Source organism: Streptomyces sp. NPDC049687, assembly GCF_044465285.1.
Classification (GTDB): domain Bacteria; phylum Actinomycetota; class Actinomycetes; order Streptomycetales; family Streptomycetaceae; genus Streptomyces.
Map to the genome: position 1 here is coordinate 268,538 of NZ_JBITLN010000005.1, position 25,831 is coordinate 294,368.

22 protein-coding genes are annotated in these 25,831 nt (G+C 71.9%); 8 read left to right on the top strand and 14 right to left on the bottom strand.

Annotation, left to right across the window (positions count from 1 at the left end; translation table 11 throughout):
• Nucleotides 1-89 precede the first annotated feature (89 nt).
• The 3 genes from guaB to ACIBVL_RS18230 all read right to left on the bottom strand — a co-directional run bounded on the left by guaB (nt 90) and on the right by ACIBVL_RS18230 (nt 3,515).
• Nucleotides 90-1,592, bottom strand: coding sequence for an IMP dehydrogenase (gene guaB, locus ACIBVL_RS18220; protein WP_399098189.1), 1,503 nt, complete (start codon nt 1,590-1,592; stop codon nt 90-92).
• Nucleotides 1,593-1,735: 143 nt separating this feature from the next.
• Complete coding sequence (locus ACIBVL_RS18225; RefSeq protein ID WP_399098190.1) at nt 1,736-2,323, bottom strand: sigma-70 family RNA polymerase sigma factor; 588 nt, start codon at nt 2,321-2,323, stop codon at nt 1,736-1,738.
• Between the two features lie 580 nt (nt 2,324-2,903).
• A complete protein-coding gene (locus ACIBVL_RS18230) occupies nt 2,904-3,515 on the bottom strand; it encodes a response regulator transcription factor (protein WP_003948568.1) in 612 nt (203 codons plus the stop codon).
• A gap of 379 nt (nt 3,516-3,894) precedes the next feature.
• Between ACIBVL_RS18230 and ACIBVL_RS18235 the strand changes: the two genes are divergently transcribed.
• Nucleotides 3,895-4,224 carry a WhiB family transcriptional regulator gene (locus ACIBVL_RS18235; RefSeq protein WP_399098191.1) on the top strand — a complete coding sequence of 110 codons (330 nt, stop codon included), beginning with the start codon at nt 3,895-3,897 and terminating at the stop codon, nt 4,222-4,224.
• Between the two features lie 54 nt (nt 4,225-4,278).
• Here ACIBVL_RS18235 and ACIBVL_RS18240 read toward each other — a convergent pair whose 3' ends face one another.
• Nucleotides 4,279-5,178: a LysR family transcriptional regulator gene (locus ACIBVL_RS18240; protein WP_399098193.1), complete on the bottom strand. Its 900-nt coding sequence runs from the start codon at nt 5,176-5,178 to the stop codon at nt 4,279-4,281.
• An 80-nt stretch (nt 5,179-5,258) separates the two neighbouring features.
• Between ACIBVL_RS18240 and ACIBVL_RS18245 the strand changes: the two genes are divergently transcribed.
• The 3 genes from ACIBVL_RS18245 to ACIBVL_RS18255 all read left to right on the top strand — a co-directional run bounded on the left by ACIBVL_RS18245 (nt 5,259) and on the right by ACIBVL_RS18255 (nt 7,591).
• Nucleotides 5,259-5,927 (top strand): MOSC domain-containing protein, encoded by a 669-nt coding sequence (locus tag ACIBVL_RS18245; protein WP_399098194.1) that lies wholly within the window; start codon nt 5,259-5,261, stop codon nt 5,925-5,927.
• A 96-nt stretch (nt 5,928-6,023) separates the two neighbouring features.
• The gene (locus ACIBVL_RS18250; protein WP_399098195.1) at nt 6,024-6,797 is read left to right on the top strand and encodes an SDR family NAD(P)-dependent oxidoreductase; all 774 of its coding nucleotides are present in this window, start codon (nt 6,024-6,026) and stop codon (nt 6,795-6,797) included.
• Between the two features lie 86 nt (nt 6,798-6,883).
• Nucleotides 6,884-7,591, top strand: a complete 708-nt coding sequence (locus ACIBVL_RS18255) for an ester cyclase (protein ID WP_399098196.1) — start codon at nt 6,884-6,886, stop codon at nt 7,589-7,591.
• Nucleotides 7,592-7,694: 103 nt separating this feature from the next.
• Here the strand turns inward: ACIBVL_RS18255 and groL are convergent, their stop codons facing one another.
• The 4 genes from groL to ACIBVL_RS18275 all read right to left on the bottom strand — a co-directional run bounded on the left by groL (nt 7,695) and on the right by ACIBVL_RS18275 (nt 11,693).
• Nucleotides 7,695-9,320: a chaperonin GroEL gene (groL, locus tag ACIBVL_RS18260; RefSeq protein WP_399098198.1), complete on the bottom strand. Its 1,626-nt coding sequence runs from the start codon at nt 9,318-9,320 to the stop codon at nt 7,695-7,697.
• A gap of 112 nt (nt 9,321-9,432) precedes the next feature.
• Entirely contained in the window at nt 9,433-9,741 is a 309-nt protein-coding gene (gene groES / locus ACIBVL_RS18265; protein WP_020132158.1) for a co-chaperone GroES, read from the bottom strand.
• Between the two features lie 243 nt (nt 9,742-9,984).
• Nucleotides 9,985-10,812: a polysaccharide deacetylase family protein gene (locus ACIBVL_RS18270; protein WP_399098199.1), complete on the bottom strand. Its 828-nt coding sequence runs from the start codon at nt 10,810-10,812 to the stop codon at nt 9,985-9,987.
• Nucleotides 10,809-11,693, bottom strand: a complete 885-nt coding sequence (locus tag ACIBVL_RS18275) for a polysaccharide deacetylase family protein (protein ID WP_399098441.1) — start codon at nt 11,691-11,693, stop codon at nt 10,809-10,811. The genes ACIBVL_RS18270 and ACIBVL_RS18275 overlap by 4 nt, the downstream gene beginning before the upstream one ends.
• 420 nt (nt 11,694-12,113) lie before the next feature.
• On the opposite strand from ACIBVL_RS18275, the gene ACIBVL_RS18280 reads away from it, so the two are divergent.
• Complete coding sequence (locus ACIBVL_RS18280; protein ID WP_399098200.1) at nt 12,114-13,310, top strand: methyltransferase domain-containing protein; 1,197 nt, start codon at nt 12,114-12,116, stop codon at nt 13,308-13,310.
• Here the strand turns inward: ACIBVL_RS18280 and ACIBVL_RS18285 are convergent.
• The 6 genes from ACIBVL_RS18285 to ACIBVL_RS18310 form a co-directional block, all read right to left on the bottom strand.
• Nucleotides 13,288-15,333: a cell wall-binding repeat-containing protein gene (locus ACIBVL_RS18285; RefSeq protein ID WP_399098201.1), complete on the bottom strand. Its 2,046-nt coding sequence runs from the start codon at nt 15,331-15,333 to the stop codon at nt 13,288-13,290. The genes ACIBVL_RS18280 and ACIBVL_RS18285 overlap by 23 nt on opposite strands.
• A gap of 89 nt (nt 15,334-15,422) precedes the next feature.
• The gene (locus ACIBVL_RS18290) at nt 15,423-16,691 is read right to left on the bottom strand and encodes an RNA polymerase sigma factor (protein WP_399098202.1); all 1,269 of its coding nucleotides are present in this window, start codon (nt 16,689-16,691) and stop codon (nt 15,423-15,425) included.
• A gap of 47 nt (nt 16,692-16,738) precedes the next feature.
• A complete protein-coding gene (locus tag ACIBVL_RS18295; protein ID WP_399098203.1) occupies nt 16,739-17,095 on the bottom strand; it encodes a YciI family protein in 357 nt (118 codons plus the stop codon).
• A gap of 115 nt (nt 17,096-17,210) precedes the next feature.
• A complete protein-coding gene (locus ACIBVL_RS18300) occupies nt 17,211-18,266 on the bottom strand; it encodes an LCP family protein (RefSeq protein WP_399098204.1) in 1,056 nt (351 codons plus the stop codon).
• Between the two features lie 109 nt (nt 18,267-18,375).
• A complete protein-coding gene (locus ACIBVL_RS18305) occupies nt 18,376-19,719 on the bottom strand; it encodes an endo-1,4-beta-xylanase (RefSeq protein WP_399098205.1) in 1,344 nt (447 codons plus the stop codon).
• 81 nt (nt 19,720-19,800) lie between these two features.
• A complete protein-coding gene (locus tag ACIBVL_RS18310; protein WP_399098206.1) occupies nt 19,801-20,865 on the bottom strand; it encodes a LacI family DNA-binding transcriptional regulator in 1,065 nt (354 codons plus the stop codon).
• Between the two features lie 128 nt (nt 20,866-20,993).
• Here ACIBVL_RS18310 and ACIBVL_RS18315 point away from each other — a divergent pair, with 128 nt between their 5' ends.
• From ACIBVL_RS18315 to ACIBVL_RS18325, 3 genes are read left to right on the top strand one after another with little or no spacing between them, the layout of a single operon-like run.
• Nucleotides 20,994-23,312: a glycoside hydrolase family 3 N-terminal domain-containing protein gene (locus tag ACIBVL_RS18315; protein ID WP_399098207.1), complete on the top strand. Its 2,319-nt coding sequence runs from the start codon at nt 20,994-20,996 to the stop codon at nt 23,310-23,312.
• 26 nt (nt 23,313-23,338) lie between these two features.
• Nucleotides 23,339-24,832 carry a M48 family metalloprotease gene (locus ACIBVL_RS18320; protein WP_399098208.1) on the top strand — a complete coding sequence of 498 codons (1,494 nt, stop codon included), beginning with the start codon at nt 23,339-23,341 and terminating at the stop codon, nt 24,830-24,832.
• Nucleotides 24,829-25,788, top strand: a complete 960-nt coding sequence (locus ACIBVL_RS18325; RefSeq protein WP_399098209.1) for a hypothetical protein — start codon at nt 24,829-24,831, stop codon at nt 25,786-25,788. Before ACIBVL_RS18320 ends, ACIBVL_RS18325 begins: the two co-directional genes overlap by 4 nt.
• Nucleotides 25,789-25,831: the final 43 nt, after the last annotated feature.

Sequence of the window (25,831 nt, forward strand, 5' to 3'; positions counted from 1 at the left end):
TGATGCGTTTCAGCGTCTTCCAGTATCGCCGACGGGTACGACGAAGGCGGCCCCGGAGCCTCCGGAACCGCCCTCGGGAACGCGTATGACTACTTGCTGCTGTAGTTCGGCGCCTCGACCGTCATCTGGATGTCGTGCGGGTGGCTCTCCTTGAGGCCCGCGGAGGTGATCCGTACGAAGCGGCCCTTGCTCTCCATCTCCTCGATGGTGGCGGCCCCCACATAGCCCATGGTCTGGCGCAGACCGCCGACGAGCTGGTGCAGCACGTTGCCCAGCGGACCCCGGTAGGGCACCTGGCCCTCGATGCCCTCGGGCACGAGCTTGTCGTCGGAGGCGACCTCGGCCTGGAAGTAGCGGTCCTTCGAGTACGACCTGGCCTGGCCGCGCGACTGCATGGCGCCGAGCGAGCCCATGCCGCGGTACGACTTGAACTGCTTGCCGTTGATGAACTGCAGCTCGCCCGGGGACTCCTCGCAGCCCGCGAGGAGGCTGCCGAGCATCACGGTGTCGGCGCCGGCGGCCAGCGCCTTGCCGATGTCGCCGGAGTACTGCAGGCCGCCGTCACCGATCAGCGGGATGCCGGCCGGACGGGCCGCCAGGGACGCCTCGTAGATGGCGGTGACCTGGGGAACGCCGATGCCGGCGACCACACGGGTCGTACAGATGGAGCCGGGGCCGACGCCGACCTTGATGCCGTCGACACCGGCGTCGATCAGTGCCTGGGCGCCGTCGCGGGTGGCGACGTTGCCGCCGATCACGTCGACTCCGACGCTGGACTTGATCTTCGACATCCAGCTGAGGGCGTTGCTGTTGTGGCCGTGCGAGGTGTCGACGACCAGGAAGTCGACGCCGGCCTCGGCGAGGGCCTGGGCGCGCTCCAGCGCCTCGGGGCTGGCGCCCACGGCGGCACCGACGAGCAGCCGGCCCTCGGCGTCCTTGGCGGCACGGGGGTACTGCTCGGCCTTGACGAAGTCCTTGACCGTGATGAGGCCCTTGAGGACACCCGCCTCGTCGACCAGGGGAAGCTTCTCGATCTTGTGGCGGCGCAGCAGCTCCATGGCCTCGGTGCCGGAGATGCCGACGTGCCCGGTGACCAGCGGCATCGGCGTCATGACCTCGCGGACCCGGCGCGAGCGGTCGCTCTCGAAGGCCATGTCGCGGTTGGTGACGATGCCCAGCAGCTTCTTGTCGCCGTCGGTGACCGGGACACCGCTGATGCGGAACTTGGCGCACAGGGCGTCGGCCTCGGCCAGCGTGGCGTCCGGGTGGACCGTGATGGGGTCGGTGACCATGCCGGACTCGGAGCGCTTCACCAGGTCGACCTGGTTGACCTGGTCCTCGATGGAGAGGTTGCGGTGCAGCACGCCGACGCCGCCCTGGCGGGCCATCGCGATCGCCATGCGGGACTCGGTCACTTTGTCCATCGCCGCCGAGAGCAGCGGGATATTGACCCGGACGTTACGGGAGATACGGGACGAGGTGTCGACCGCGTTGGGGAGCACCTCGGATGCACCCGGCAGCAGCAGCACGTCGTCGTAGGTGAGCCCGAGGGTCGCGAATTTGGCGGGCACTCCGTCGACGTTGGCAGTCATGACACCTTCCCCAAATGGCCTTGATCGGTGCGGATGTCCATGCTAACGGGAAGCAGCACCTCCCGAATTCCACGGTTGGGGGTGACTCGGGGCTTCGTCTGTTCGTACGGAGATCACAGGCCGCCTGTTCACCGAAGGCACGACTACTGCTCGGCGAGCGCCCGCAGCCTGCTCAGGGCCCGGTGCTGGGCCACGCGGACCGCTCCGGGTGACATTCCCAACATCTGGCCGGTCTCCTCGGCCGTGAGACCCACCGCGATACGCAGCAGGAGCAGCTCCCGCTGGTTCTCGGGCAGGTTGGCCAGGAGTTTCTTGGCCCACTCGGCGTCACTGCTGAGCAGGGCGCGCTCCTCGGGGCCGAGGGAGTCGTCGGGGCGCTCCGGCATCTCGTCCGAGGGGACCGCCGTGGAGCCGGGGTGGCGCATGGCGGCCCGCTGGAGGTCGGCGACCTTGTGGGCGGCGATGGCGAAGACGAAGGCCTCGAAGGGCCTGCCCGTGTCCCGGTAGCGGGGCAGGGCGAGGAGGACCGCCACGCAGACCTCCTGGGCGAGGTCCTCCACGAAGTGGCGCGCGTCGCCGGGCAGCCGGGACAGCCGGGTGCGGCAGTAGCGCAGCGCGAGGGGGTGGACATGGGCGAGGAGGTCGTGGGTGGCCTGCTCGTCCCCGTCGACGGCGCGGTGGACGAGTGCTCCGATCGTCCCCACGGCAGTGACCGCCTCGTCCTCGCGCATCGGTCCATGGTGCACTGCGGCCGGACCAGCCGCGGCACCGTGCCCGTCGTTGTGCACCGAAGCGTTATGAGCAGGTGCGCCGGAACTCATCCCCTGCGCCCTCCCCTTCCGCTCGACCGACTCGTCCCCGAGAGACTCCACATCTCAAGGATGCGGCATCCGCGGCGAAACGAGCAGCGGGCACCGGGCGGTGCCCCGTGCCACCCCCGTCCACCGCACGGGGGGCGGGGTTCTCCCCCGGGCTCTCGATCCTGCCTGAGCAGGGAGGTTCCCTCATGCCCCGCTCCTCTTGTCTGACCGGGCACCGACCGACCGGCGCCCGGCGAAACCGGCCGGATCCGCCGAACGGCCCCGAACCCGCCCACGGGCCGGACCCGGGCCGCGGACCCCGACGGAGGCGGCGGCCCCACGAGGGACCGGCCCCACCGGGACCGGAGACGACACCGGAAAATCAGGCCGCCTTTCGGCAGACCGCCCCACCGGGACCAAAGGCAGGATCCCGGCAGACCGCCCCACCGGATTCAACCGGATCCACGAGGCGACCCTTCGACGGACCGCCCCACCGGAAGCCGGGGCAGTCCTAACGGACCAGCCCCCACCGGAAGCCGAGGGCCACCGCGTGGGCACGGTCCGAGGCGCCCAGTTTCTTGAAGAGGCGCCGGGCGTGCGTCTTGACGGTGTCCTCGGAGAGGAACAGCTCGCGGCCGATCTCCGCGTTGGAGCGGCCGTGGCTCATGCCCTCGAGGACCTGGATCTCACGCGCTGTGAGCGTGGGAGCGGCTCCCATCTCGGCGGAGCGCAGCCGACGCGGGGCCAGGCGCCAGGTCGGGTCGGCGAGGGCCTGTGTGACGGTCGCCCGCAGTTCCGCGCGCGAGGCGTCCTTGTGCAGGTAGCCGCGGGCGCCGGCGGCGACCGCGAGGGCGACGCCGTCCAGGTCCTCGGCGACGGTGAGCATGATGATGCGCGCGCCGGGATCGGCGGACAGCAGCCGCCGTACGGTCTCGACGCCGCCCAGTCCGGGCATGCGCACGTCCATCAGAATGAGGTCCGAGCGGTCGGCGCCCCAGCGGCGGAGGACTTCCTCGCCGTTGGCCGCCGTCGTCACGCGCTCGACGCCGGGCACGGTCGCGACCGCGCGGCGGAGCGCCTCTCGGGCAAGCGGGGAGTCGTCGCAGACGAGGACGGAAGTCATGGCCGCCCTCCGCAGCTGATGCGCGTCACCTTGTGCCTCCAGGCTGGTACGAATCGTCACCTGTGCGGTCGACCGGCTCGGACGCCTGCCCGAGCGTTTGTGTTTTCAACCGCCACCGCTCTCTCAACGACGGTCACTCGAAAGAGTTACGGGGCTGCGTGCGTTCTTCGGCACTCTACGTGAGGGTGCGGACACGGTGGAGACAGCCGCGCGGACCCTCAAGCTTTCATCACAACCGGTGCCCCATTCGGCCCTATTTCTTCCCTTTAGCTGGTGTCTGAGGCTAGATTCGCAATGAGTCATATTTTCATCTCCTTAGATCGTAGTTGTACGGTCGTGGGCACCGTATCCGCTCAGAACGGCTACAAGGGGTCACGCAATGGCAGATTTCTCCCGCCTTCCCGGACCGAACGCGGACCTGTGGGACTGGCAGCTCCTGGCCGCCTGCCGCGGTGTGGACAGTTCGCTCTTCTTCCATCCGGAGGGTGAGCGCGGGGCGGCTCGGAGCGCTCGCGAGAACTCGGCCAAGGAGGTCTGCATGAGGTGCCCGGTCCGAGCGCAGTGCGCGGCGCACGCGCTGGCCGTACGCGAGCCGTACGGCGTGTGGGGCGGGCTGACCGAGGACGAGCGCGAGGAGCTCATGGGCCGGGCGCGCAACCGCCTGGTGTCGGCGTCGTCGGGTGCGAGAGACGTCTCGTCGAACACCTGACGCCTGAAGGAACGTTTCTGCATCAACGGCGGGCACGCGTGCGTGCCCGCCGTTCTACTTGCTCCGCGCCGCCCGCCCCAGCCGCTCCAGCGTCGCCGCCACCGCCGGCACCTGTGCCAGGTCGGGCAGCGTGAGCGCGACGATCTCCCGCCGCACCGCCGGCTCCAGGTTCACCGCGCGCACGCCACGGGGCCGTACGGACTCGATCGCGAGCTGGGGCAGGACGGCCACGCCGAGCCCGGCGCCCACCAGGCCGACGACGGCTGGGTAGTCGTCGGTGGCGAAGTCGATACGGGGCGTGAAGCCCGCGCGCTCGCACACGTCCACCAGCTGGCCGCGGCAGCGCGGGCAGCCCGCGATCCACGGCTCGGCGGCCAGTTCGCCGATGGCGACTGCCTCCGCGCGGGCGAGCCGGTGGCGCTCCGGAACGAGGGCGACCAGCCGGTCCGTCAGCAGGGGCCGGACGACCAGGTCGTCCCACTCCTCGGCGCCGCCCGCGCGCGGATAGCGGAAGGCGAGCGCGATGTCGCAGTCGCCGCCGCGCAGGATCTCGACCGACTCGGGCGGCTCGGCCTCCTCCAGGGAGACCCGGGTGCCGGGGTGGTCGGCGCGCAGGGCGGCGAGGGCGGTGGGAACGAGCGTGGAGCTGCCGCTGGGGAAGGAGACCAGGCGGACCCGGCCGGCGCGCAGGCCCGCGATGGCTGCGACCTCCTCCTCGGCGGCGGTGAGACCGGAGAGGATCCCGGCCGCGTGCCGTACGAGGGCCTCGCCGGCCTGGGTCAGGCGCATCTCCCGGCCGCTGCGGACCAGCAGGGGCGTGCCGACGGAGGCCTCCAGGGCCTTCATCTGCTGGCTGACCGCCGGCTGGGTGCAGCCCAGCTCGCGCCCGGCGGCCGAGAAGGAGCCGGTGGCGGCCACGGCGCGCAGCACGCGGAGATGACGGGCCTCGATCACCCTCCGAGCATAAGCCCACCTTGGGTACGGCGTCGAAAAACACGTCGACACTTTGGGCTCCGGTCACCTACCGTGCGGTCATGAGGCTTCTCTCCGTCAACCTGGGCCGTCCGAAGGCCGTGCCCTACACCGACCACCCGCAGGGTCTGACCGGCATCGACAAGCGGCCGGTCGAGGGACCCGTGCGGATCTCGGCACCCGGGCCGAAGGGCGTCGGCGGCAGTGGGCTGGCCGGGGACACGGTGTGCTCCCTGCGCCATCACGGCGGGGACGACCAGGCGGTGTACGCGGTCGCCCGCGAGGATCTCGACGACTGGGAGCGCGAGCTGGGGCGCACGTTCGCGCCCGGCGCGTTCGGCGAGAACCTCACCACCACCGGCCTCGACGTCTCCGGGGCGCGGATCGGCGAGCGCTGGCGCATCGGCCTCGACGTGGTGCTGGAGGTGACCTCCGGGCGGATACCGTGCCTCACCTTCCAGGGCCATGTGGGCGAGAAGCAGTGGGTCAAGCGGTTCACGGCGAAGGCGGCGACCGGCGCGTATCTGCGGGTGATCGAGCCGGGTGAGGTCCGCGCGGGGGACGCGATCGAGATCGTCCACGTACCGGAGCACGAGGTGACGGCACGGATGGAGTTCCAGGCGACCACCACACACCGGGAGCTGCTGCCGCGGCTGCTCGCCGCGGGCGAGGCCCTGCATCCGGAGGCCCTTGCGGCGGCCCGGAAGTACGTGGCGCAGCACGGCGGCTGAGCCGCCGCCGCGGGAGCGGTCCGCACGGGTCCTTCACGTTCGGGAGGCCGGGTGCAGAGAACGGACCCTCGCACTCCGGGTCACTACCCTTCTCGCATGACAACGGCTCTCATTACGGGTTCGACCGCTGGTATCGGCGCCGCGTTCGCGCGGCGCCTCGCGGCGGACGGGCATGATCTCGTCCTCGTGGCACGGGACACCGATCGGCTGCGCGAGCAGGCGACCGAGTTGCACGACCGGCACGGCGTCGAGGCGGAGGTGCTGACCGCCGACCTCGCCACGGACGAGGGCATCGAGGCGGTCGCCGCCCGGCTCGGCGACCGCAAGAACCCCGTCGACCTGCTGATCAACAACGCGGGCTTCGGCAACAAGGGCCGCTTTCTCGACGTCACCGTGGCCGACGAGCTGAAGATGCTCAAGGTGCACTGCGAGGCGGTGCTGCGGCTGACGTCCGCGGCCACGGCGGCCATGCGGGAGCGCGGGCGCGGGGGTGTCGTCAACGTCGCGTCGGTGGCGGCGTTCGTGCCGCGCGGGACGTACGGGGCGTCGAAGGCGTGGGTCGTGCAGTTCACGCAGGGCGTGGCGAGGGACCTGGCCGGTACGGGCGTTCGTCTGATGGCGCTGTGCCCGGGCTTCGTGCGGACGGAGTTCCACGAGCGGGCCGGGATGGGGACGGACAACATCCCGGGCTGGATGTGGCTGGACGCGGACAAGCTGGTCGCGGCCGCGCTGGACGACCTGGCGCGCGGGAAGTCGTTGTCGATCCCCGACCCGCGCTACAAGGCGCTGATGGGTCTGGTGAAGGTGACGCCCCGCTCGCTGCTGGGCGGGATCAGCTCCAGGACGGGACGGAAGTACGGGCCCCGCTGACGACGACCGTGGTGGGCAGGTGGTGTCGGCGCTCCGGTGGGAAAATGGGCCTGACGGAACCGGACCCAGGGGGGCCGGAGGCGCGCATGACGTTCGTACAGCTCATCGACTGCAGGACCAGCCGGTTCGACGAGATGAACCGGCTGATGGACACGTGGGTCGAACAGACCAAGGGGAAGCGGACGGCGACGCACGCGGTGGTCGGCAAGGACCGCTCGGACGCGTCGCACTTCATCGAGATCGTGGAGTTCCCGTCGTACGAGGAGGCGATGCGGAACTCGAACCTGCCGGAGACCGACAAGATCTTCCGGGATCTGGTGGCCCTGTGCGACGAGATGCCGACGTTCACGGATCTCGACGTCGTACGGGACGAGACGTTGTACGCGGAGACCTCGCGGCGGTTCTTCGAGACGGTGGCCGTGCACGGGGAGCTGCCGCCGCTCGACGGGCTGCTCGCCGAGGACTACCACGACCACGATCCCTCCACCGAGCAGGACACCATGGGGATGGACGCGATGCGTCGCGTCGTCGGGTTGTGGCGGGCCGGCTTCGACTTCTCCTTCGAGATCGAGGACCAGATCGCGCAGGAGAACCGGGTGTGCAACCGGTGGACCTGGCGCGGGACCCACAAGGGCGAGTTCATGGGCCTCCCGGCGACCGACAGGCAGGTCAGCATGACCGGGACGACCATCCACCGGTTCGACCGGAGCGGCAAGATCGCCGAGGCCTGGTGGGAGTACGACCGGCTGGGGCTGATGGAGCAGCTGGGGGCGCTGGACACGTTGGAGACCTGAGAGCCGTAGGCCACAGGACCGCCCGCGAAGGGGGAAGCCCCCGTTCCGCAACGGAACGGGGGCTTCTTCGTGCTGCCTGCCTCAGTGGGCGTGGCCGCTTGCCTCAGTGGGCGTGGCCGTGGCTGTGGCCCGCGGCGGCCGGCTCTTCCTCTTCCTTCTTCTCGACGACGAGGGTCTCGGTCGTCAGGAGGAGGGAGGCGATGGAGGCGGCGTTCTCCAGGGCGGAGCGGGTGACCTTGACCGGGTCGATGACGCCGGCCTTGACCAGGTCGCCGTACTCGCCGGTGGCGGCGTTGAAGCCCTGGCCCTTCTCGAGCTCGGCGACCTTGGAGGTGATGACGTAGCCCTCGAGGCCGGCGTTCTCGGCGATCCAGCGCAGCGGCTCGACGACGGCGCGGCGGACGACGGCGACACCGGTGGCCTCGTCGCCGGTCTTGCCCAGGCCGTCCTCCAGCACCTTGGCGGCGTGGACCAGCGCGGAGCCACCACCGGAGACGATGCCCTCCTCGACCGCGGCGCGGGTCGCGGAGATGGCGTCCTCCAGACGGTGCTTCTTCTCCTTCAGCTCCACCTCGGTGGCGGCGCCGACCTTGATCACGCACACGCCGCCGGCCAGCTTCGCGAGGCGCTCCTGGAGCTTCTCGCGGTCCCAGTCGGAGTCGGTGTTCTCGATCTCGGCCTTGATCTGCGCGACGCGGCCCTGCACCTCGGCGGAGTCGCCGGCGCCGTCGACGATCGTGGTGTCGTCCTTGGTGACGGTGACGCGGCGGGCGGAGCCGAGCACGTCGATGCCGACCTGGTCGAGCTTGAGGCCGACCTCCTCGGAGATGACGGTGGCGCCGGTGAGGACGGCCATGTCCTGGAGCATCGCCTTGCGACGGTCACCGAAGCCGGGGGCCTTGACGGCGACCGCGTTGAAGGTGCCGCGGATCTTGTTGACGACGAGGGTGGAGAGCGCCTCGCCCTCCAGGTCCTCGGCGATGATCAGCAGCGGCTTGGAGGAGTTGGTCTGGATGACCTTCTCGAGGAGCGGCAGCAGGTCGGCGATCGAGGAGATCTTGCCCTGGTTGATGAGGATGTAGGGGTCCTCCAGGACGGCCTCCATGCGCTCCTGGTCCGTCACGAAGTACGGCGACAGGTAGCCCTTGTCGAAGGCCATGCCCTCGGTGAAGTCCAGCTCCAGGCCGAAGGTGTTGGACTCCTCGACGGTGATGACACCGTCCTTGCCGACCTTGTCCATCGCCTCGGCGATGAGCTCGCCGACCTGCTGGTCCTGGGCGGACAGCGCGGCGACGGCGGCGATGTCGGACTTCTCGTCGATCGGGCGGGCGGACGCCAGCAGGTCGTCGGAGACGGCCTTGACCGCGGCGTCGATGCCCTTCTTCAGGGCGGCCGGGGAGGCGCCGGCGGCGACGTTCCTCAGGCCCTCGCGCACGAGCGCCTGGGCGAGCACGGTGGCGGTGGTCGTACCGTCACCCGCGATGTCGTTGGTCTTGGTCGCCACCTCCTTCACCAGCTGCGCGCCGAGGTTCTCGTACGGGTCCTCGATCTCCACCTCACGGGCGATGGTGACGCCGTCGTTGGTGATGGTCGGGGCGCCGAACTTCTTGTCGATGACGACGTTGCGGCCCTTGGGGCCGATGGTCACCTTGACCGTGTCGGCCAGCTTGTTGACGCCGCGCTCGAGGGCGCGACGGGCGTCCTCGTCGAACTTCAGGATCTTCGCCATGGGAGCGGTTCAGCCCTCTCGGAAAACGTGGGAGAAACGAACTGCGCCCCCAGCGCCCGGCTTCACAAAGTCGCGGGGGCCAGGGGCGCAGTTCACTGCAAAACTGGGTGAATTACTTCTCGATGATCGCGAGAACGTCGCGAGCCGAGAGGACGAGGTACTCCTCGCCGTTGTACTTCACCTCGGTGCCGCCGTACTTGCTGTACAGGACGACATCGCCGACCTTGACGTCGAGCGGCAGGCGCTCGCCGTTCTCGAAGCGGCCCGGACCCACGGCGAGGACGGCGCCCTCCTGGGGCTTCTCCTTCGCGGTGTCCGGGATGACCAGGCCAGAGGCGGTGGTCTGCTCGGCGTCGAGCGGCTGGACCACGATGCGGTCCTCGAGCGGCTTGATGGCAACCTTGGAGCTGGTGGTCGTCACGATCCGACCTCCCCCTTCGGAGATCTCACGGGGTTAACTGTCTGAGGTGGCGACCAGGTGGATCCGTCGTCGCGGGTGCCGGACCTGCCCGTCGCTGTGTTGGCACTCTCCAGTGGTGAGTGCCAGAGCCGAGACTATGACCGGGATTAGCACTCGGTCAAGCGGAGTGCCAATGCCCGCGGCGCGTCGGAGGGTTTTCGGCCCTTCGGGCGTTCCGCCTCCGCACTCCGGGCGGGCTGGTGATCACAGGTAGTCCTCCAGCCTGCCGACCGTCAGCCCCCGTTCCTGCACCCGCCGCAGCAGCCGTGTCGTCCGCTCCCGCAGCCCCGGGCCCATCGCCTCGTCCGGGTCCACGGCGACGATGTCGCCGGGGCGGAGGTCGTGGGGGCCGTGGGCGTAGGTGAGGGCGGTGGGGCCCATCGAGGCCCGCCAGAGCACGAGGGCGGTGATGCCGCAGTCGGCGGCGGCGCGGAGGGTGGTGGTGTCGTAGGTGCCGTAGGGCGGGCGGAAGAGGCGGGGGCGCAGCCCGAAGCGGGAGCGGAGCTTCTCCTGCTGGCCGCAGATCTCGGCGCGCTGGCCGGCGTAGGGGAGGCCGCGCAGGGCGGCGTGGTCGAGGGTGTGGTTCTGAAGGGTCGCGCCGACCGACTGGAGGCGGGCGAAGTGGCCGTAACCGGGGCCGACCACGCTGTCGGTGAGGAACATGCTGACCGGGAGGCGGAGTTCGCGGACCATGTCGACGAAGCGGGGGTCGCGTTCGGCGCCGTCGTCATAGGTGAGGAAGACGACCTTGTCGTGGGTGGGGACGTGGTCGACGACCGGGGGCAGGGCCTGCCGATCACCCCGGCTGCCGTACAGGGGTCCCGAGGAGCGGGCGGGAGCGGGGCGCAGGGGTGCCGTCAGGCCCCAGCGGCGGTGGGGCGGCTCCTCGTCGGCCCGGTGCGCCGCGTGTGCGCGTTGCGCCGCCTTCTTGCCCAGTCGTTCGATCGGGTCGACGGACTGGGCGCAGCCGGCCAGGGTCGTGACCGTCACCGTCAGCGCCAGTACGACGGCCGGCAGCCCCCGCGTTCTCACAGGTAGTCCTCCAGGCGTGCCACCGCGTACCCCTTCTGCGTGACCTTGTTCAGGAACCGGCGGACCATGTCGGGCATCGTGCCCTTCCAGTCGCCCCGGCCGCGGAAGTGGCTCAGGACGATGTCGCCGGGGTGGAGGTCGCGGTCCCACTCGCGGTACTCCCAGTGGTCGACGAAGACCTCCTCGCCCCAGAGTGGGGCGTACTTCACCCCGCAGGACTTCGCCGCGACCAGCGTGTCGCGGTTGTAGTTGCCGTAGGGCGGCCGGAAGAGGGTGGGGCGCTTGGCGTACCGCTCGCGGAGCACCCTCTGCATGCCGCAGATCTCGCGCTTCTGCTGCCGGTGGGACAGGGCGGGGAGGGAGGGGTGGTGGAGTGTGTGGTTGTTCAGGGTCACGCCCGCGGCCTGCATCCTCCGGAAGTAGGCGTAGTCGTCGCTGATGAGGTAGTCGCTGAGGAAGGCCGTGTACGGGATCCTCAGCTCGCTCATCATGCGCAGGAACTCCGGGTCCTTCTCGGCGCCGTCGTCGATGGTGAGGAAGACGACCTTGTTCCTGGTGGGGATGGTGGTGAAGACGGGCGGGAGGCCGAGTTCCTGGTGGTCCTCCACCTCGAAGCCCTCCCGGGTGGTGATCCGGGGCTTCTGCGCGGGCGGGGCGGGCGGGGTCCGCGGGACCTTCATCAGGCCCCAGCGTTTCGCCGCCGCGACCCGGGCGGCCTGTTCGGAGCGGAGGCGGTCGGCGTACGAGTGAAGCGCGCGGCCCGGGGGTGCGGCCACTCCGGCCTGCCGGCCGGGGGCGGGCTCGGGGTCGGATCCGGCGCCGGCCCGGTCGCCGGCCTCCGCGCACCCCGACACGATCGCGGTCAGGGCCAGCAGGGCGATGCCCCCGCGGACCGCGGCACGCCGACGCTCGGCGGCCCGTCCGCGCGCCGCCCCCGACGCGTCATGACCACGCGCCGCCCCGGAAGCGCCGAGGCCACACTCCGGCCCGGAAGCACCGAGGCCGAGCTTCCACCCCGAACCGCCATGGCCGCGCGCCACCCCGGAACCGCCATGGCCGCGCGCCACCCCCGAACCGCCATGGCCGTGCGCCACCCCCGAACCGCCATGGCCGTGCGCCACCCCCGAACCGCCATGGCCGTCCCCTGCCCCAGAAGCGCCATTCTCATCATTTTGTACGACAGCTCCCATGGCGCCGGATCCTCCCAGCCGCCGCCCCCGCGCCCCGCTCCGACACCGCCACCGCCACCACCCCGTCCACCGACTGGCCCACACGAGGAACGACTGACCGACAATGGCCCGGTGAACGACCTCGCCCCCCTCCTCACCCCCGAGGGCCGTGCCCTCCTCGACGCCGTGCGGGGGACCGACCCCGCCGATGAGCTCGCCGTCGCCACGCGGCTGCGCCGGGAGTATCCCGCCGCCCTGGTGTCGGCGGCGCTCGGACAGGCGCGCCTGCGGCAGCGGGCCGTGGCGAAGTTCGGGCCTGAGGACGCCGGACGGATGTTCTTCACGCCCAACGGGGTGGAGCAGTCGACGCGGGCGAGTGTGGCCGCCCACCGGGCCGAGCGGATGAAGAGCCTCGGGGTGACCTCCGTCGCCGACCTGTGCTGCGGGATCGGCGGTGACGCGATCGCCCTCGCCCGGGCGGGGATCCGGGTCCTCGCGGTCGACCGCGATCCGCTGACGGCGGCGGCGGCACGGGCCAACGCCGAGGCGCTCGGTCTCGGCGACCTCGTCGACGTACGGGAGGCTGACGTCACGGAGGTGGACACGCGGGGCTACGACGCCGTGTTCGTCGATCCCGCGCGGCGGGGTGGCCGGGGCCGCATCTTCGATCCCGAGGCCTACTCCCCGCCGCTGTCGTGGGCGATCGGCGCCGCCCGCTCCGCTCCCCGTGCCGCCCTGAAGATCGCGCCCGGTGTGCCGCACGAGGCGGTTCCGGAGGAGGCCGAGGCCGAGTGGATCTCGGACGGCGGGGATGTGAAGGAGGCGGTGCTGTGGTTCGGCACCGAGCCGGGGGCCGTACGGGCGACGCTGTTGCCGGGGCCGCGGACCCTGCTCGGGACCGGGCTGCCGAATCCGGACGTCCGGCCCGTCGGGCGTTATCTCTACGAGCCCGACGGCGCCGTCATCCGCGCCCATCTGGTCGCGGAGGTGGCCCGGGAGCTGGACGGCGGGCTGGTCGACGAGACCATCGCCTACGTCACCGCCGACGGCCTGCGCCCCACCCCGTACGCCGCCGCCTACGAGATCACCGACCAACTCCCGTTCAACGTGAAGAAGTTGAAGGCGCTGCTGCGCGAGCGGGGGGTCGGGATCCTGACCGTGAAGAAGCGGGGATCGGCGGTGGAGCCGGAGGAACTGCGGAGGAAGGTGCTGCCCAAGGCGCAGGGGCCGCACTCCGCGACGGTGTTCCTGACGCGCGTGGCGGGGGCGCCGACGATGCTCGTCGGCGCCCCCGCGAGAACGGCCGCTACTGCCGGTGGACCGTCTTGAGCGGGTCCAGGTGGGGGTCGGCGCCGACCGGGCCCGACCGCTCGACCGTGGCGGCCCGGCCGTCGTTGGTGCGCAGCGCGTAGGTGGCCGCCTGCGCGCTCGCGGGGATGACGCCGTTGTAGTACGGGCGGTACTCGAAGTAGCTGCTGCCCGCGCTGATCGAGGCGCCCACGGTGTTCAGCGCCTCCGTGGTCACCGCGCCGGTGTTGCCGAAGGCGGCCGTGGAGTCGGTGCTCGCGGACTCGCGCAGCAGGTAGCTCTTGACCTCGGCGGAGAGGGCGGGGCGGGTGGTCCACAGGACCGGTCCGAAGACGTTCATCGCGGCGGCCGCGGAGACCCCGTCACGCCACTGGCCGGAGAAGGCGAGGGCGGTCTGGCTCGGCGCGGACCACCAGAACTTGGCGATGTTCACCGAGATCGCCGCGTCCGTGCCGCCCGAGATCGGGTAGTAGTAGTACTGGGAGGGCCACCGGGAGAAGCTCGTGTGGGTGAGCGCGTACTTCGCCGCCGAACCGACCGGGATGATCATGGTCTTGTCGGGGTTCAGGCTGTTGAGGTACGACTTCACCGACGCGGTCAGCTTCTTGCCGTTGGTGAGGACGACACCGCCCGCGCTGGTGCTCCCGTCGGCGCCGGCCGCCGCGGCCGCGGAGACGGCCGCCCGGTACTCGGTGCCGCCGGCCAGGAAGACGTACTTCGGGGCGGTCGTGACGGTCTTCGCCACGGCGACCGAGGTCGCGTAGCGGTCCGCGCCGGACAGCCGCTTCGGGACATAGCCGAGGGACTTCAGCTGGGTGGCGACCGTGCCGGTGAGGATGGACGTGCCGCCGACGAGGTACACCGTCTTCCCCGGCTTCAGCGCCCGCTTCAGCTCCTTCTTCACCGCCGACGACAGCCCGGACTTCGGGGTCATCAGCACCGGGCCCTGCTTCCTGCCGGCCAGGGCCGCCGCGGTGACGGAGTACGCGGCGTCGTCCCGGTTGACCAGCACCGCGGACTTGGCGTTCATCAGGCCGGGCACGCTCTCGCCGACCGTGTTCCAGGTCCAGCGGGAGGAGGCGATGTTGGTGGCGTAGGCGTCGGCACCCCAGATACGGGCGGCGCCGTTCTTGCGCAGCGGCTGCCAGCTGGGGTTGTTGACGTACTCGCTCTGCGAGGCGGCCGTGACCGGGGTCAGCTCGCCGGTGGCCGTGTCGACGTACTCGATGGTGTGCACGTCGTCGCTGTACGGCGAGGTGTGGGCGTCCAGGACGATCCGCTTGCCGGTCGGCGACCAGGACGGGTTGGCGTACCGGCGCGGGCCGGTGGTGAGCTGCTTGACGTCGGTGCCGTCGGCGTTCGCGGTGAACACCTGCGGGTTGCCGTCGGCGTCCTTGCGGACGAACGCCAGCTTGGTGCCGTCCGGTGAGTAGGCGGGCTGCTCGGCGTCGGCGAGGACGCGCTTGACGGTCCGCGCGGCCCCGTCGTAGACGTAGACACCCGGGGTGCCGGTGCAGTTGCCGGTGCTGCGCTCGAACGCGAGCAGGCCCGTGACGCTCACGCTGGGCTCGCTGTCGCAGACGGTGGACGGCTCCTGGGCGGCCGTCAGCAGCGGGCGGGGCGCCCACGAGCCGTCGGAGGGGCCGTAGACGATCTGGCCGCCGGTGGCGAAGACGACGTAGCGGCCGCCCCACCAGAAGGCCAGGTCCTCGTACGACGCGCTGGAGCGCACGCCCTCGGCCCAGGGCAGGGTGATCTTCCCGGTGCCGTTGACGCGGACGCTGGAGACCTGGCTCGCGGCGCTGACCAGACGGCTGCCGTCCGGCGCCCAGGCGGCGTAGCTCCCCACGTTGGGGATCTGGCTGCCCCTGCCGGTGGCCGGGTCGATCAGGAGTCCGCCGTCGTTGAGGATGCGGCCCTCGGTGCCGGGCCAGGGCCCCGCGTCGTCGGCGGCGGCGCCGGGTGCGGTGGCCAGGGTGCCCACGGCGGCTAACGCCGCCGCGGTGGCGAGCGCCGCGGCACGGCGGCGCGTGAACGATCTCAAGTTGTCGACCCCCCACGGATCACAAGTCGAAGCCGCCTGAGCAGCGGCTGGATCACACTAGTGGTCAACAGGACGCGATGCGAACGGAGTTACGAACCGCACGCGTCGGCCCGGCCCAGCAACAGCTGCCGCTCCCGTGTGTTGCCGGTCAGCTCCGCCGCCCGTGCGAACTCGGCCCTCGCCTCCGCCGTACGGCCCAGGCGCTGCAGCAGGTCGCCGCGGACGCTGGGCAGGAGGTGGTAGTCGCGCAGGGCCCGTTCGGCGGCCAGGGTGTCGACGATCTCCAGGGCGGGCCCCGGGCCCTCGGCCATCGAGACGGCGACCGCCCGGTTGAGTTCGACGACCGGGGACGGGGCGCGGGCGGCCAGCAGGCCGTACAGGGTGGCGATGGCCGCCCAGTCGGTGTCCTCATAGGTGTGGGCGTGCGCGTGGCAGGCGGCGATGGCGGCCTGCAGGGCGTAGGGGCCCGGGGCGCCCGCGGCCGTGGCGCCGGCCCGGTCCAGGGCGGTGATGCCGCGGGCGATCAGCATGCGGTTCCAGCGGCGGCGGTTCTGGTCCTTGAGGAGGACGGGGGTGCCGTCGGGGGCGGTGCGGGCGGCCGTACGGGAGGCCTGGAACTCCAGGAGGGAGACGAGGCCGTGCACCTCGGGCTCCTTCGGCATCAGCGCCGCCAGCTGCCGGGCCAGGCGCAGCGCGTCCTCGCACAGCGCCGGGCGCAGCAGGTCGTCGCCCGCGGTGGCCGCGTACCCCTCGTTGAAGATCAGGTAGATGACGTCGAGGACCGACCCGAGCCGGGCCTCCCGGTCGGGGCCGTACGGCACCTCGAAGGCGACGTTCCTCGTGGCCAGGGTCTTCTTCGCGCGCACGACGCGTTGCGCGACCGTGGGCTCGGGCACCAGGAAGGCGCGGGCGATCTCGGCCGTACTGAGGCCGCCGAGCAGGCGCAGGGTCAGGGCGGTGCGGGCCTCGGGGGACAGCACCGGGTGGCAGGTGGTGAAGACGAGCCTCAGCAGGTCGTCGTCGATGTCGTCCGGCCCGGCGGGCTCCTCCGGCGGGGGTACGTCCCCGAGGTCCCGGCCGATCTCCTGGAGCTTGCGGGCGTAGTTCTCCCGGCGGCGGACCAGGTCGACGGCCCGGTGGCGGGCGGTGGTGGTGAGCCAGGCGCCCGGCCTGTCCGGCACGCCGTCGCGCGGCCACTGCTCCAGGGCGGCGACCAGCGCGTCCTGCGCGAGTTCCTCGGCGATGCCGACGTCCCGGACGACCCGGGTGACGGCGGCGACGACCCGGGGGAACTCCAGACGGAAGACCGTCTCGATGGCGCGGGAGGTCCGGGGGTCGACGGCGGGCTGCTGTTCCACAACCCACCATCGAACACCCCGTGCGCTCCCCGGGCCAAGCGGAACCCTCAGCCCTCCGCGATCTCCCGCACCTCACAGGTCACGGTCCAGAACTCCTCGTGCACCTGCAGGAACCGCTTCGTCCACTCGATCGCCTCGGCCATGTCCTTGCACTGCATGAGGGCATAGCCGCCGACGACCTCCTTGGACTCGGTGAAGGGACCGTCGGTGACGGAGATCTTCCCGCCCTCCCAGCGCACCCGGGTGCCCTGCGCGGACGGCGTGAGTCCGGCGGTGTCGAGCATGACGCCGGCCTTGGTGACCTCCTCGATCAGCTCGCCCATCCGCTGCATCAGCTCGGGGCTGGGGCCCTCGGCGGGGACGGATGCCTCGTCGATCTTCACGAGCGACAGGTAACGGGGCATGGTGACCTCCAGGATCCGTGGACCGGGTCCTTCCCGGCCTCTCACCCCTGCGTCGAACGGAGGACGGCCGGATCGACACGGTCACCGGAATTTTTTTCGGGAACGTCGCCGCCCGCTACCTGAGCGACTCCCACAGCTCGCTCGCCTCCGGCTCCTCGGCCACCACCCGGTTCGGGTCGGACGGGGCCGTGACCACCGGCATGGTGACCGTCCTGACCCGGTCGGCCGTCAGGCCCTCGAGGCTCCGGCCGAGTTCCGTCAGCTCGGCGAGGGAGTTCAGGCCGGTGTCGGTGGTGAGGCTGCCGGTGATCGCGTCGGCGACCTCGTAGAGCTTGGTGGGGCTGGTCAGCAGGTTCGTCGAGGCGATCTGTTCCAGCAGCGCCTTCACGAGTTTCTGCTGGAGGCCTATGCGGCCGAGGTCGCTGCCGTCGCCGATGCCGTGCCGGGTACGGGCGAGCGCGAGCGCCTGCTTGCCGCCCAGGTGGTGGGTGCCGGCCTCGAGGTGGAGGTGGCTGTCGTCGTCGTCGATGTCCTCGTCGGTGGTGACGGTGACCCCGCCGAGCGCGTTCACCAGCTTCGCGAAGCCGGAGAAGTCGACCTCGATGTAGTGGTCCATCCGGACGTTCGTGATCGACTCGACGGTCTTGACCGCGCACACCGGCCCGCCCAGCGAGTACGCGCTGTTGAACATCGTGCCGTACGCCACCGCCGACGTACCGCCCGACGGCAGCGGGCAGGAGGGGCGGGTGACGAGGGTGTCGCGCGGGATGCTGACCACGGTCGCGCTGGTGCGGCCCGCGTCGATGTGCACGACCATCGCGGTGTCGGAGCGGGCGCCGCCGCTGTCGCCGCCGCCGAGTTCCTGGTTCTCCTCGCCGCTGCGCGAGTCGGAGCCCAGCACCAGGATGTTGACGGCCTCGGTGGGCAGCGGGGCGGCGGACGCCGAGTCCGCGGGGGTGGGGGTCGTGACCGCCTTGGCGGGGCGGTCGTCGCCGAGCGCGCTGTCGATGTCGACGCTCTTGATGTTGTCGTTGAGGTGCCAGTAGGCCCAGCCGGCCGTCCCGGTGCCCAGCACCAGGGCGGCGGCGAGCGCGAGGCCGGCGGCCTTCAGCACTGTCGACCGCCGGCCCGCTCTTCCGCCGTCTTCGCCGTGCTCGTCGAGTCGCGTCACGGAGAGGAACGTAAGTCGGGATTATTAGCAGACTGTTAGGACGGGGGACGCGAGCGGGATTTCTCGTGAAAATCTCATGGTTCTCATCCCGCCGTCACCTCGGACGTACTCACCCCAGTGTCACCGTCGGCACCGGATTGCTCCCGCTCCAGTTCGCGTTGAACCCGAAGCTCACCGAACCGCCGTCGGGCACCGACCCGTTGTACGAGGCGTTGACGCACGACACCGCGGCCCCCGACTGGGTGCAGGTGGCGTTCCAGGCCTGTGTGATCTGCTGCCCGGCGCCGTACGTCCAGCTCACCTTCCAGGACGACAGCGAGGCACCCGAGCAGGAGATCGTCACGTTCCCGGTGAACCCGTTGTTCCACTGGCTGCCCACGCTGTACGCCGCTGTACAAGCACCGGTGGGCGGGGGTGTCGAGGTGTCTCCCAGCGCCTCGGCGATGCCGTAGTACGCCGGTTTCGGCGCGTAGTTCGCGTCGTACGGGGTCGCCGCGCCCTGCCCCGGGAAGGTGCTCTCCACCCAGGAGTCGGAGTCGGTGAAGCCCCACACGGTGAGGTTCACGCACCGCGCGACGGCGACGCAGGCGGCGGTGACCGCCTTGTAGTCGGCCTTCTGCTGGGCGAGCTCGGTGCTGTCCGAGGGCAGCGTCATCCGGATGTCCAGCTCCGTGATCGCCACGTCCACGCCGAGGTCGGCGAAGCGCTGGATGTTCTGCTGGAGCGTGGACGGCACCTGACCGAGGATCAGGTGCGCCTGCAGACCCACCCCGTCGATCGGTACGCCCCGGTCCTTCAGCGACCTGACGAGGTTGTACAGAGCGGTGCTCTTCGCGTTGACGCCCTCGACGTTGTAGTCGTTGATGTAGAGCTTGGCGGCCGGGTCGGCGGCCCGTGCCCAGGTCAGGGCGTTCGCGATGTAGTCCGCGCCGAGGCCGTTGTACCAGAGGGTGGAGCGGTAGGTGCCGTCCTCGTTGAAGGGCTCGTTGACGACGTCCCAGGCCGCGATCTTCCCCTTGTAGCGGCCGACCTCGGTGGTGATGTGGTTCTGCAGCAGGCTGCCGAGCTGGGCGGAGGTCCAGCTTCCGTTGGTCAGCCAGCCCGGGTTCTGGCTGTGCCAGACCAGGGTGTGGCCCCGCACCTGCTGGTCGTGGGCCTGTGCGAAGGACACGATCTGGTCGGCCTCGGCCCAGTTGAAGGAGCCCTGGGTCGGCTCCACCGAGCCCCACTTCATGGCGTTGCCGGGGGTCAGCGAGCCGAACTGCGCCCCGGCGATGTCGCCGTAGGTGCCGGTGAGCTTGGAGCCGGTGACCGCCGTACCGATCATCTTGCCCCGGGCGGCGCCCAGGTCGCGCAGCGGAGTGTCGGCGGCCTGCGCCGCGGGCGCCGTGAGCAGCATCGCGACGCCGGCCACCAGGGATGCGAGGGACAAGCCTGTTCTCAGAGATCTCATGCGGGTGCCTCCGAAACTTTCGGTCGTACAACCGATTGGCTTCGGAGGAGTGTCGGGGCGCCCGCCACACCCGTCAATACGTCAGCTTCCGGCCACCGGGGGCCGCGCGGTGCTCGCCCGCACCACCAGACTCGTCGCGAGTTCCACCCGTGTCGCCGTGGGCGCCTCCTCGCCCGCCGACCGCCCCAGCTCCAGCACCAGCCGGGCCGCCGCCTCCGCCATCTCGGTCAGCGGCTGCCGCACGGTCGTCAGCGGCGGCCCCACCCAGCGGGCCACCGGCAGATCGTCGAACCCGACCACGCTCACGTCCTCCGGGATCCGCAGCCCCAGCTCACGGGCGGCCTCGTAACAGCCGAGGGCCTGGAGGTCGTTGCCGGCGAAGACGGCCGTGGGCCGGTCGGGCCGCTCCAGCAGCTCACGGCCGAGCCGGTAGCCGGTCTCGTGGTGGAAGTCCCCGGTCTTGATCAGATCCTGCTCGACCGGCAGCCCGGCCGTCTCCAGCGCCGCCCGGTAGCCGTCGATCCGGGCCCGGCTGCACATCATCTGCGACGGCCCGCTGATCGCCCCGATCCGCCGGTGCCCCAGTTCGACCAGGTGCCGGGTGGCGGCGAGCCCGCCCTGCCAGTTGGTGGCCCCGATGGACGGCACGTCGGTGCCCGGGTCGCCGGCCGGGTCCATCACCACGAACGGGATGGAACGGCTGGTCAGCAGCGCCCGCTGGGACTCGTCGAGCCCGGACAGCACGAGGACGACACCGTGCGGGCGGCGGGCGGCGACCTGGTCGGCCCAGGTCCGCCCGGGGGTGAGCCGCCCGGCGCTCTCGCTGAGCACCACGCTCAGCCCGGCGTCCCGCGCCACGTTCTCCACGCCCCGGATGACCTCCATCGCCCAGGCGCTCTCCAGCTCGTGGAAGACCAGGTCGATCAGGGGCGAACGGGTCGCCTCCGCACGCCGGCGCCGGTAGCCGTGGGCGCGCAGCAGCTCCTCGACGCGGGTGCGGGTCGCGGGGGCGACATCGGCGCGGCCGTTGAGGACCTTCGAAACAGTCGGCGCCGAGACGCCGGCCTCGCGGGCGATCTCCGCGAGCGTGGCGGTCTGCGTCGGCCGCGTTTGCGTCCGCGTTTCTGCGGGCTCCGAGGGTGTCATGGCGGCGATCGTATCCCCGCGCGGCCTCTTGACGAACCCAGCGTGGCACCATAGGTTCCCGGAACATTCGAAGTGTGTTACGAAACATTCGAATCCTTCGGGACAGGATCCCCCGGGACAGGAGTTTCATGACCACCGCCCCCTGGCGTGACCGCGCTCTGCCCGCCGCCGTCCGTGTCGACGACCTGCTCTCCCAGATGACCCTGGAGGAGAGGACCGCCCAGCTGTACGGCGTGTGGGTCGGCGCCGAGACGGACGGCGAGGGAGTCGCCCCGCACCAGCACGACATGACCGCCGACTACGACTGGAACGAGCTGATCACCCGGGGGCTCGGCCAGCTGACCCGTTCCTTCGGCACCGCCCCCGTCGACCCGGCGCTCGGCGCCCGCGCCCTGGCCCGCGCCCAGCGCCGCATCGCCGAGGCGGGCCGCTTCGGCATCCCGGCCGTCGCCCACGAGGAGTGCCTGGCCGGCTTCACCGCCTGGCGGGCCACCGCCTACCCGGTCCCGCTGGCCTGGGGCGCCGCCTTCGACCCGCCGCTGGTGGAGGAGATGGCCCGGCACATCGGCCGCGACCTGCGCGCGGTCGGCGTGCACCAGGGTCTGGCGCCCGTCCTGGACGTCGTCCGCGACCCGCGCTGGGGGCGGGTCGAGGAGACGATCGGCGAGGATCCTTACCTGGTCGGCACGGTCGGCGCGGCCTACGTCCGCGGCCTCGAGTCGGCGGGGATCGTCGCCACGCTCAAGCACTTCGCCGGGTACGCCTCCTCGGCGGGGGCCCGCAACCTGGCCCCGGTCCGGGCGGGCACCCGGGAGTTCGCGGACGTCACCCTGCCCCCGTTCGAGATGGCGCTGCGCGAGGGCGGCGCCCGCTCGGTGATGGCGGCGTACACGGAACGGGACGGCGTCCCGGCCTCCGCCGACCCCGAACTGCTGACGCACCTCCTGCGCGACGAGTGGGGCTTCACGGGCACGGTCGTCGCCGACTACTTCGGCATCGGCTTCCTCCAGACCCTGCACCGGGTGGCCGGCACCCCGGCGGAGACGGCGCGGCTGGCGCTGACGGCCGGCATCGATGTCGAACTGCCGACGGTGAAGTACTACGGCGACGCTCTGGTCGCGGCCGTCCGGGCGGGCGAGGTGCCGCAGGAGCTGGTCGACCGGGCGGCCCGCCGCGTGCTGCTCCAGAAGTGCGAGCTGGGCCTGCTGGACGAGGACTGGGAGCCCCGGACCCCCGAGTCGGTCGATCTCGACCCGGCGGCGAACCGCGCCCTGGCCCGCCGTCTCGCGGAGGAGTCGGTGGTCCTGCTGGACAACCCGGACGGCCTGCTCCCCCTCGCCCCCGACACACGCATCGCGGTGGTGGGCCCGAGGGCGGCGGACGCGCTCGCGATGCTCGGCTGCTACTCGTTCCCCTCCCATGTCCTCACCCACCACCCCGAGGCGGACCTCGGCATCGAGATCCCGACCCTGCTGGAGTCCCTGCGCACCGAACTCCCGGACGCGAAGGTGACGTTCACCGAGGGCTGCGGAGTCTCCGACCCGGACCCGTCCGGGTTCACGGAGGCCGTCGCGCGCGCTTCGGAGGCCGACGTGTGCGTGGCCGTGCTCGGCGACCGGGCCGGCCTGTTCGGCCGGGGCACCTCGGGCGAGGGCTGCGACGTGGCCGACCTGAGTCTGCCCGGGATCCAGGGCGAGCTGCTGGACGCGCTGGTCGCGACGGGCGTCCCGGTCGTGCTGGTCCTCCTGACGGGCCGCCCCTACGCGCTGGGCCGCTGGCACGGGCGGCTGGGGGCGGTCGTCCAGGCCTTCTTCCCGGGGGAGGAGGGCGGCCCGGCGGTGACCGGCGTGCTGTCGGGCCGCGTCAACCCCTCCGGCCGCCTCCCGGTGAGCGTGCCGAGGGTGCCGGGCGGCCAGCCCTGGACGTACCTCCAGCCGCCGCTCGGCCTCGCGGGCGGGGTCAGCAGCCTGGACCCGACCCCGCTGTACCCCTTCGGCCACGGCCGCACGTACACCACGTTCGCCTGGGAGGACTTCACCTGCGGTCCCGACCCGGAGATCGGTACGGACGGCTCGTACGACGTGTCGGTGACCGTCCGCAACACCGGGGACCGGGCGGGCGCGGAGGTCGTCCAGCTGTATCTGCACGACCCGGTGGCGAGCGTGACGCGTCCCGACGTACGGCTGATCGGCTACCAGCGGCTGGAGCTGGCGGCCGGCGAGTCGGCCCGGGTGACCTTCGCCTTCCACGCCGACCTGTCGGCCTTCACCGACCGCTCCGGGCGGCGGGTGGTCGAACCGGGCGCGCTGGAGCTGCGGCTGGGGACGTCCAGCGCGGAGGTGCGGGAGGTGGCCCGTCTGCGGCTGACGGGCGCGGTGCGGGAGGTGGGGGCGGGGCGGCGCCTGAGGTGCGAGACGCGGGTTCTCCGTGAGGGAGGTTTTGCGTAATCGAGGTGCGGTTGCCGGGTGTCGGCGTGTCAGAATCCGCCGACATCCAGGCACGCGACGGGAACACGATGGACATCCCCATATCCGGCGACCACCGAGTCCGCGAGTGGCTGCTGGGCGCCGCCACGCTGGCACTCGCCTGGTTCGCGGCGGCCGCCGTCTGGGCGGTGCCGGTTCTCGCCCTCCTGATCTGGGGCACATCCTGGCTGCCCCTCGGCCCCTTGCTCTTCCTCGTCGCCGTCATGGCCAGGAACACGCTGACGGCACACGGCCCGCTGCCCGGCCGGGCCGTACGCCCCGCCGCCGAACCCGAGCTGGCCGCGCTGGTCCAGGACGTCGCCGAGCGACTCGGCTTCCACGAGCCGCTTCTCGTCCGGGTCGTGCCGGAGGTCCAGGCGGCCCTGGGCCGCGCGCGGGTCTCCGGTGTGCGCTCCCACGTCCTTGTCCTGGGCCTCCCCCTCCTGCGCACCCTGACCGAGGCCGAACTGGCCTCCGTCATCGCGCACGAACTGGCGCACGGACTGCACACGAACAGCCGGCGCGCACAGCTGCTGCGGTACGCCCGCGCCCGGCTGGCGGACCGCCTGGACGGCCGTATCCGCCCCCTGGCCCCCCTGGCGGGCCCCCTGCTTCGCGCCTCCCAGCCCGTCCTGTGGCGCGCGGAGACGGCCGCCGACGCCGACGCGGCCCGGATCGCGGGCGCCGGGGCCACCGCCGGGGCGCTGCGCCGGACCGAGCTGCTGCACTCCGTCTTCGCGGGCCTCGGTGAGGCCTGGCTGTCCGGGCTCGCCGAGGAGGAGGCCTACCCCGAGGACTTCTACGACGCCGTCGACGCCGCCCTCGCCGACCCGCAGGTGGCCCGCCGTGCCGCCCGAGCGGCCGCCGAGGAGGAGGCGCTCGACCCATACGCCACGGCCGACCACCCACCCGTCGCAGTCCGCGTGGCCGCACTGCCGCCGCACACCGGGGCGCAGGTGTACGGCGACACGCCCGTCCGCCTGCGGACGGCGGAGCCGGTCGAGCGGTGGTGCGTGCTGCGGCTGGCCCTGCTGGACGGCGAAGAGGAGGAGGACGTCCATCCGGTACGCCTCCTCGACATGGTCCACAGCCAACTCCGCACCCTCGGCGACGACACGGGCAGCACCCTCCTGCGCCAGGCCACCGGCCGGGACGACCCGGCGGCGGCGGTCTCGGCCGCGCTCGACTCACTCGCCGACGGCACCTGGCAGCGGCTGGCCCGCCGCCTCGAACCCGGCCTGCGCTGGGCGCCCGCCGCCATCGGCGGGCAGCTCGCCCGGACGGTGTTCACGGCCGCCGTGAGCCGGACACTCGCCGAGGCACTGCTCGCGTCCGGCTGGACGCCCGCCGGCCGCTGGCTGATCACGGCGCTCACCCCGCCCGCCGCGGGCGACCGGGTCGTGGACGTCCATCAGCTGGTCGGCGAGGCCGTGGACAGCGGCGACCCGGCCGCGCCGCGCACGTTGCTGGTGTCCGCCCAGGCGAAGGAGAACGCCGTATGAGACGCCCCGGCCCCGCCCTGCGGGTGGGCCTCTTCGGGGTGGCCGTCACCCTCGTCGGCTACGCCCTGTTCGCCACCTGGCTGGGTGTGCACGCCCAGCTCTACCTGGACGCCCGCGACCGCGCCACGGCCAGGGCCACGGGCACGGTCGTCCAGGACGACATCGGCGACGACTCGGACATCCGGGTCCGCTGGACGGACGCCGAAGGCCACACGCACCTCCAGCGCTTCGGCGTCTACGACACCGACCGCTACGGCAAGGGCGAGCACTTCCCCGTCGCCTACGCCCCCGGCACCTCGCGGGGCTTCCCGGCCGACCCGGACGAGACGGCACGGGAGGACGACCTGATCGTCCCGGTCTTCCTGGGCGGCGCCGTCGCCCTCCCCCTGGTCTGGGTCTGGATCTGGCGCGGCCTGCGCTTCTGCCTCACGGCCCGCCGCCCGGGCCGCCCGATGACGGCCCGGGTCCGCTTCGGCACCCACCGGGCGACGTTCTGGCGGGGCACACCGACGACCTGGCTGCACCTGACGACACCGGACGGCTCCGCGCGCTGGCAACGTTTCATGTGGCACCCGGTGCTGGAGGGGCTGCCCGACGAGTTCCCGGTCACCGCCCAAGGCTCCCCGCGCCGCCCCACGGTCGTCACCCTCCCCGACGGCACCCGCCTGGTCCCCCTCGGCCGCCCGCGCACCGCCCCTCCCTCGCGCGTGCACTTCGACGACCACGAGTCCGTCCGCGCCGACCTCCGCGACGCCTTCGTCCTCCCCACCGGCACCACCGCACGCCCCGCACCCCCCTGGTGGCGAGGCGCCCTGACCGCCGCCCTCGGCACCGCGATCGGCGTCGGCGCGGGTTTCGTCATGAGCGACGGAACCCTGATCGGCACGATCGGCTTCGCCCTCTCCGCGGCAACCCTCCTGACCTCGACCTGGGCCCTGTCGGCGCCACAGCCGTAGCGTGCGGGAGCGCTACGACGACGCCTGCCGCCGCCACGACCAC

Excerpts from the sequence above, each read along its gene's own strand:
- ACIBVL_RS18310 (WP_399098206.1), bottom strand. The coding sequence starts at position 20,865 with ATGACACCCTCGGAGCCCGCAGAAACGCGGACGCAAACGCGGCCGACG.
- ACIBVL_RS18305 (WP_399098205.1), bottom strand. The coding sequence starts at position 19,719 with ATGAGATCTCTGAGAACAGGCTTGTCCCTCGCATCCCTGGTGGCCGGC.
- ACIBVL_RS18250 (WP_399098195.1), top strand. The coding sequence starts at position 6,024 with ATGACAACGGCTCTCATTACGGGTTCGACCGCTGGTATCGGCGCCGCG.
- ACIBVL_RS18245 (WP_399098194.1), top strand. The coding sequence starts at position 5,259 with ATGAGGCTTCTCTCCGTCAACCTGGGCCGTCCGAAGGCCGTGCCCTAC.
- groL (WP_399098198.1), bottom strand. The coding sequence starts at position 9,320 with ATGGCGAAGATCCTGAAGTTCGACGAGGACGCCCGTCGCGCCCTCGAG.
- ACIBVL_RS18295 (WP_399098203.1), bottom strand. The coding sequence starts at position 17,095 with ATGCCCCGTTACCTGTCGCTCGTGAAGATCGACGAGGCATCCGTCCCC.
- ACIBVL_RS18255 (WP_399098196.1), top strand. The coding sequence starts at position 6,884 with ATGACGTTCGTACAGCTCATCGACTGCAGGACCAGCCGGTTCGACGAG.
- ACIBVL_RS18325 (WP_399098209.1), top strand. The coding sequence starts at position 24,829 with ATGAGACGCCCCGGCCCCGCCCTGCGGGTGGGCCTCTTCGGGGTGGCC.
- ACIBVL_RS18315 (WP_399098207.1), top strand. The coding sequence starts at position 20,994 with ATGACCACCGCCCCCTGGCGTGACCGCGCTCTGCCCGCCGCCGTCCGT.
- guaB (WP_399098189.1), bottom strand. The coding sequence starts at position 1,592 with ATGACTGCCAACGTCGACGGAGTGCCCGCCAAATTCGCGACCCTCGGG.
- ACIBVL_RS18225 (WP_399098190.1), bottom strand. The coding sequence starts at position 2,323 with ATGCGCGAGGACGAGGCGGTCACTGCCGTGGGGACGATCGGAGCACTC.
- ACIBVL_RS18235 (WP_399098191.1), top strand. The coding sequence starts at position 3,895 with ATGGCAGATTTCTCCCGCCTTCCCGGACCGAACGCGGACCTGTGGGAC.
- ACIBVL_RS18230 (WP_003948568.1), bottom strand. The coding sequence starts at position 3,515 with ATGACTTCCGTCCTCGTCTGCGACGACTCCCCGCTTGCCCGAGAGGCG.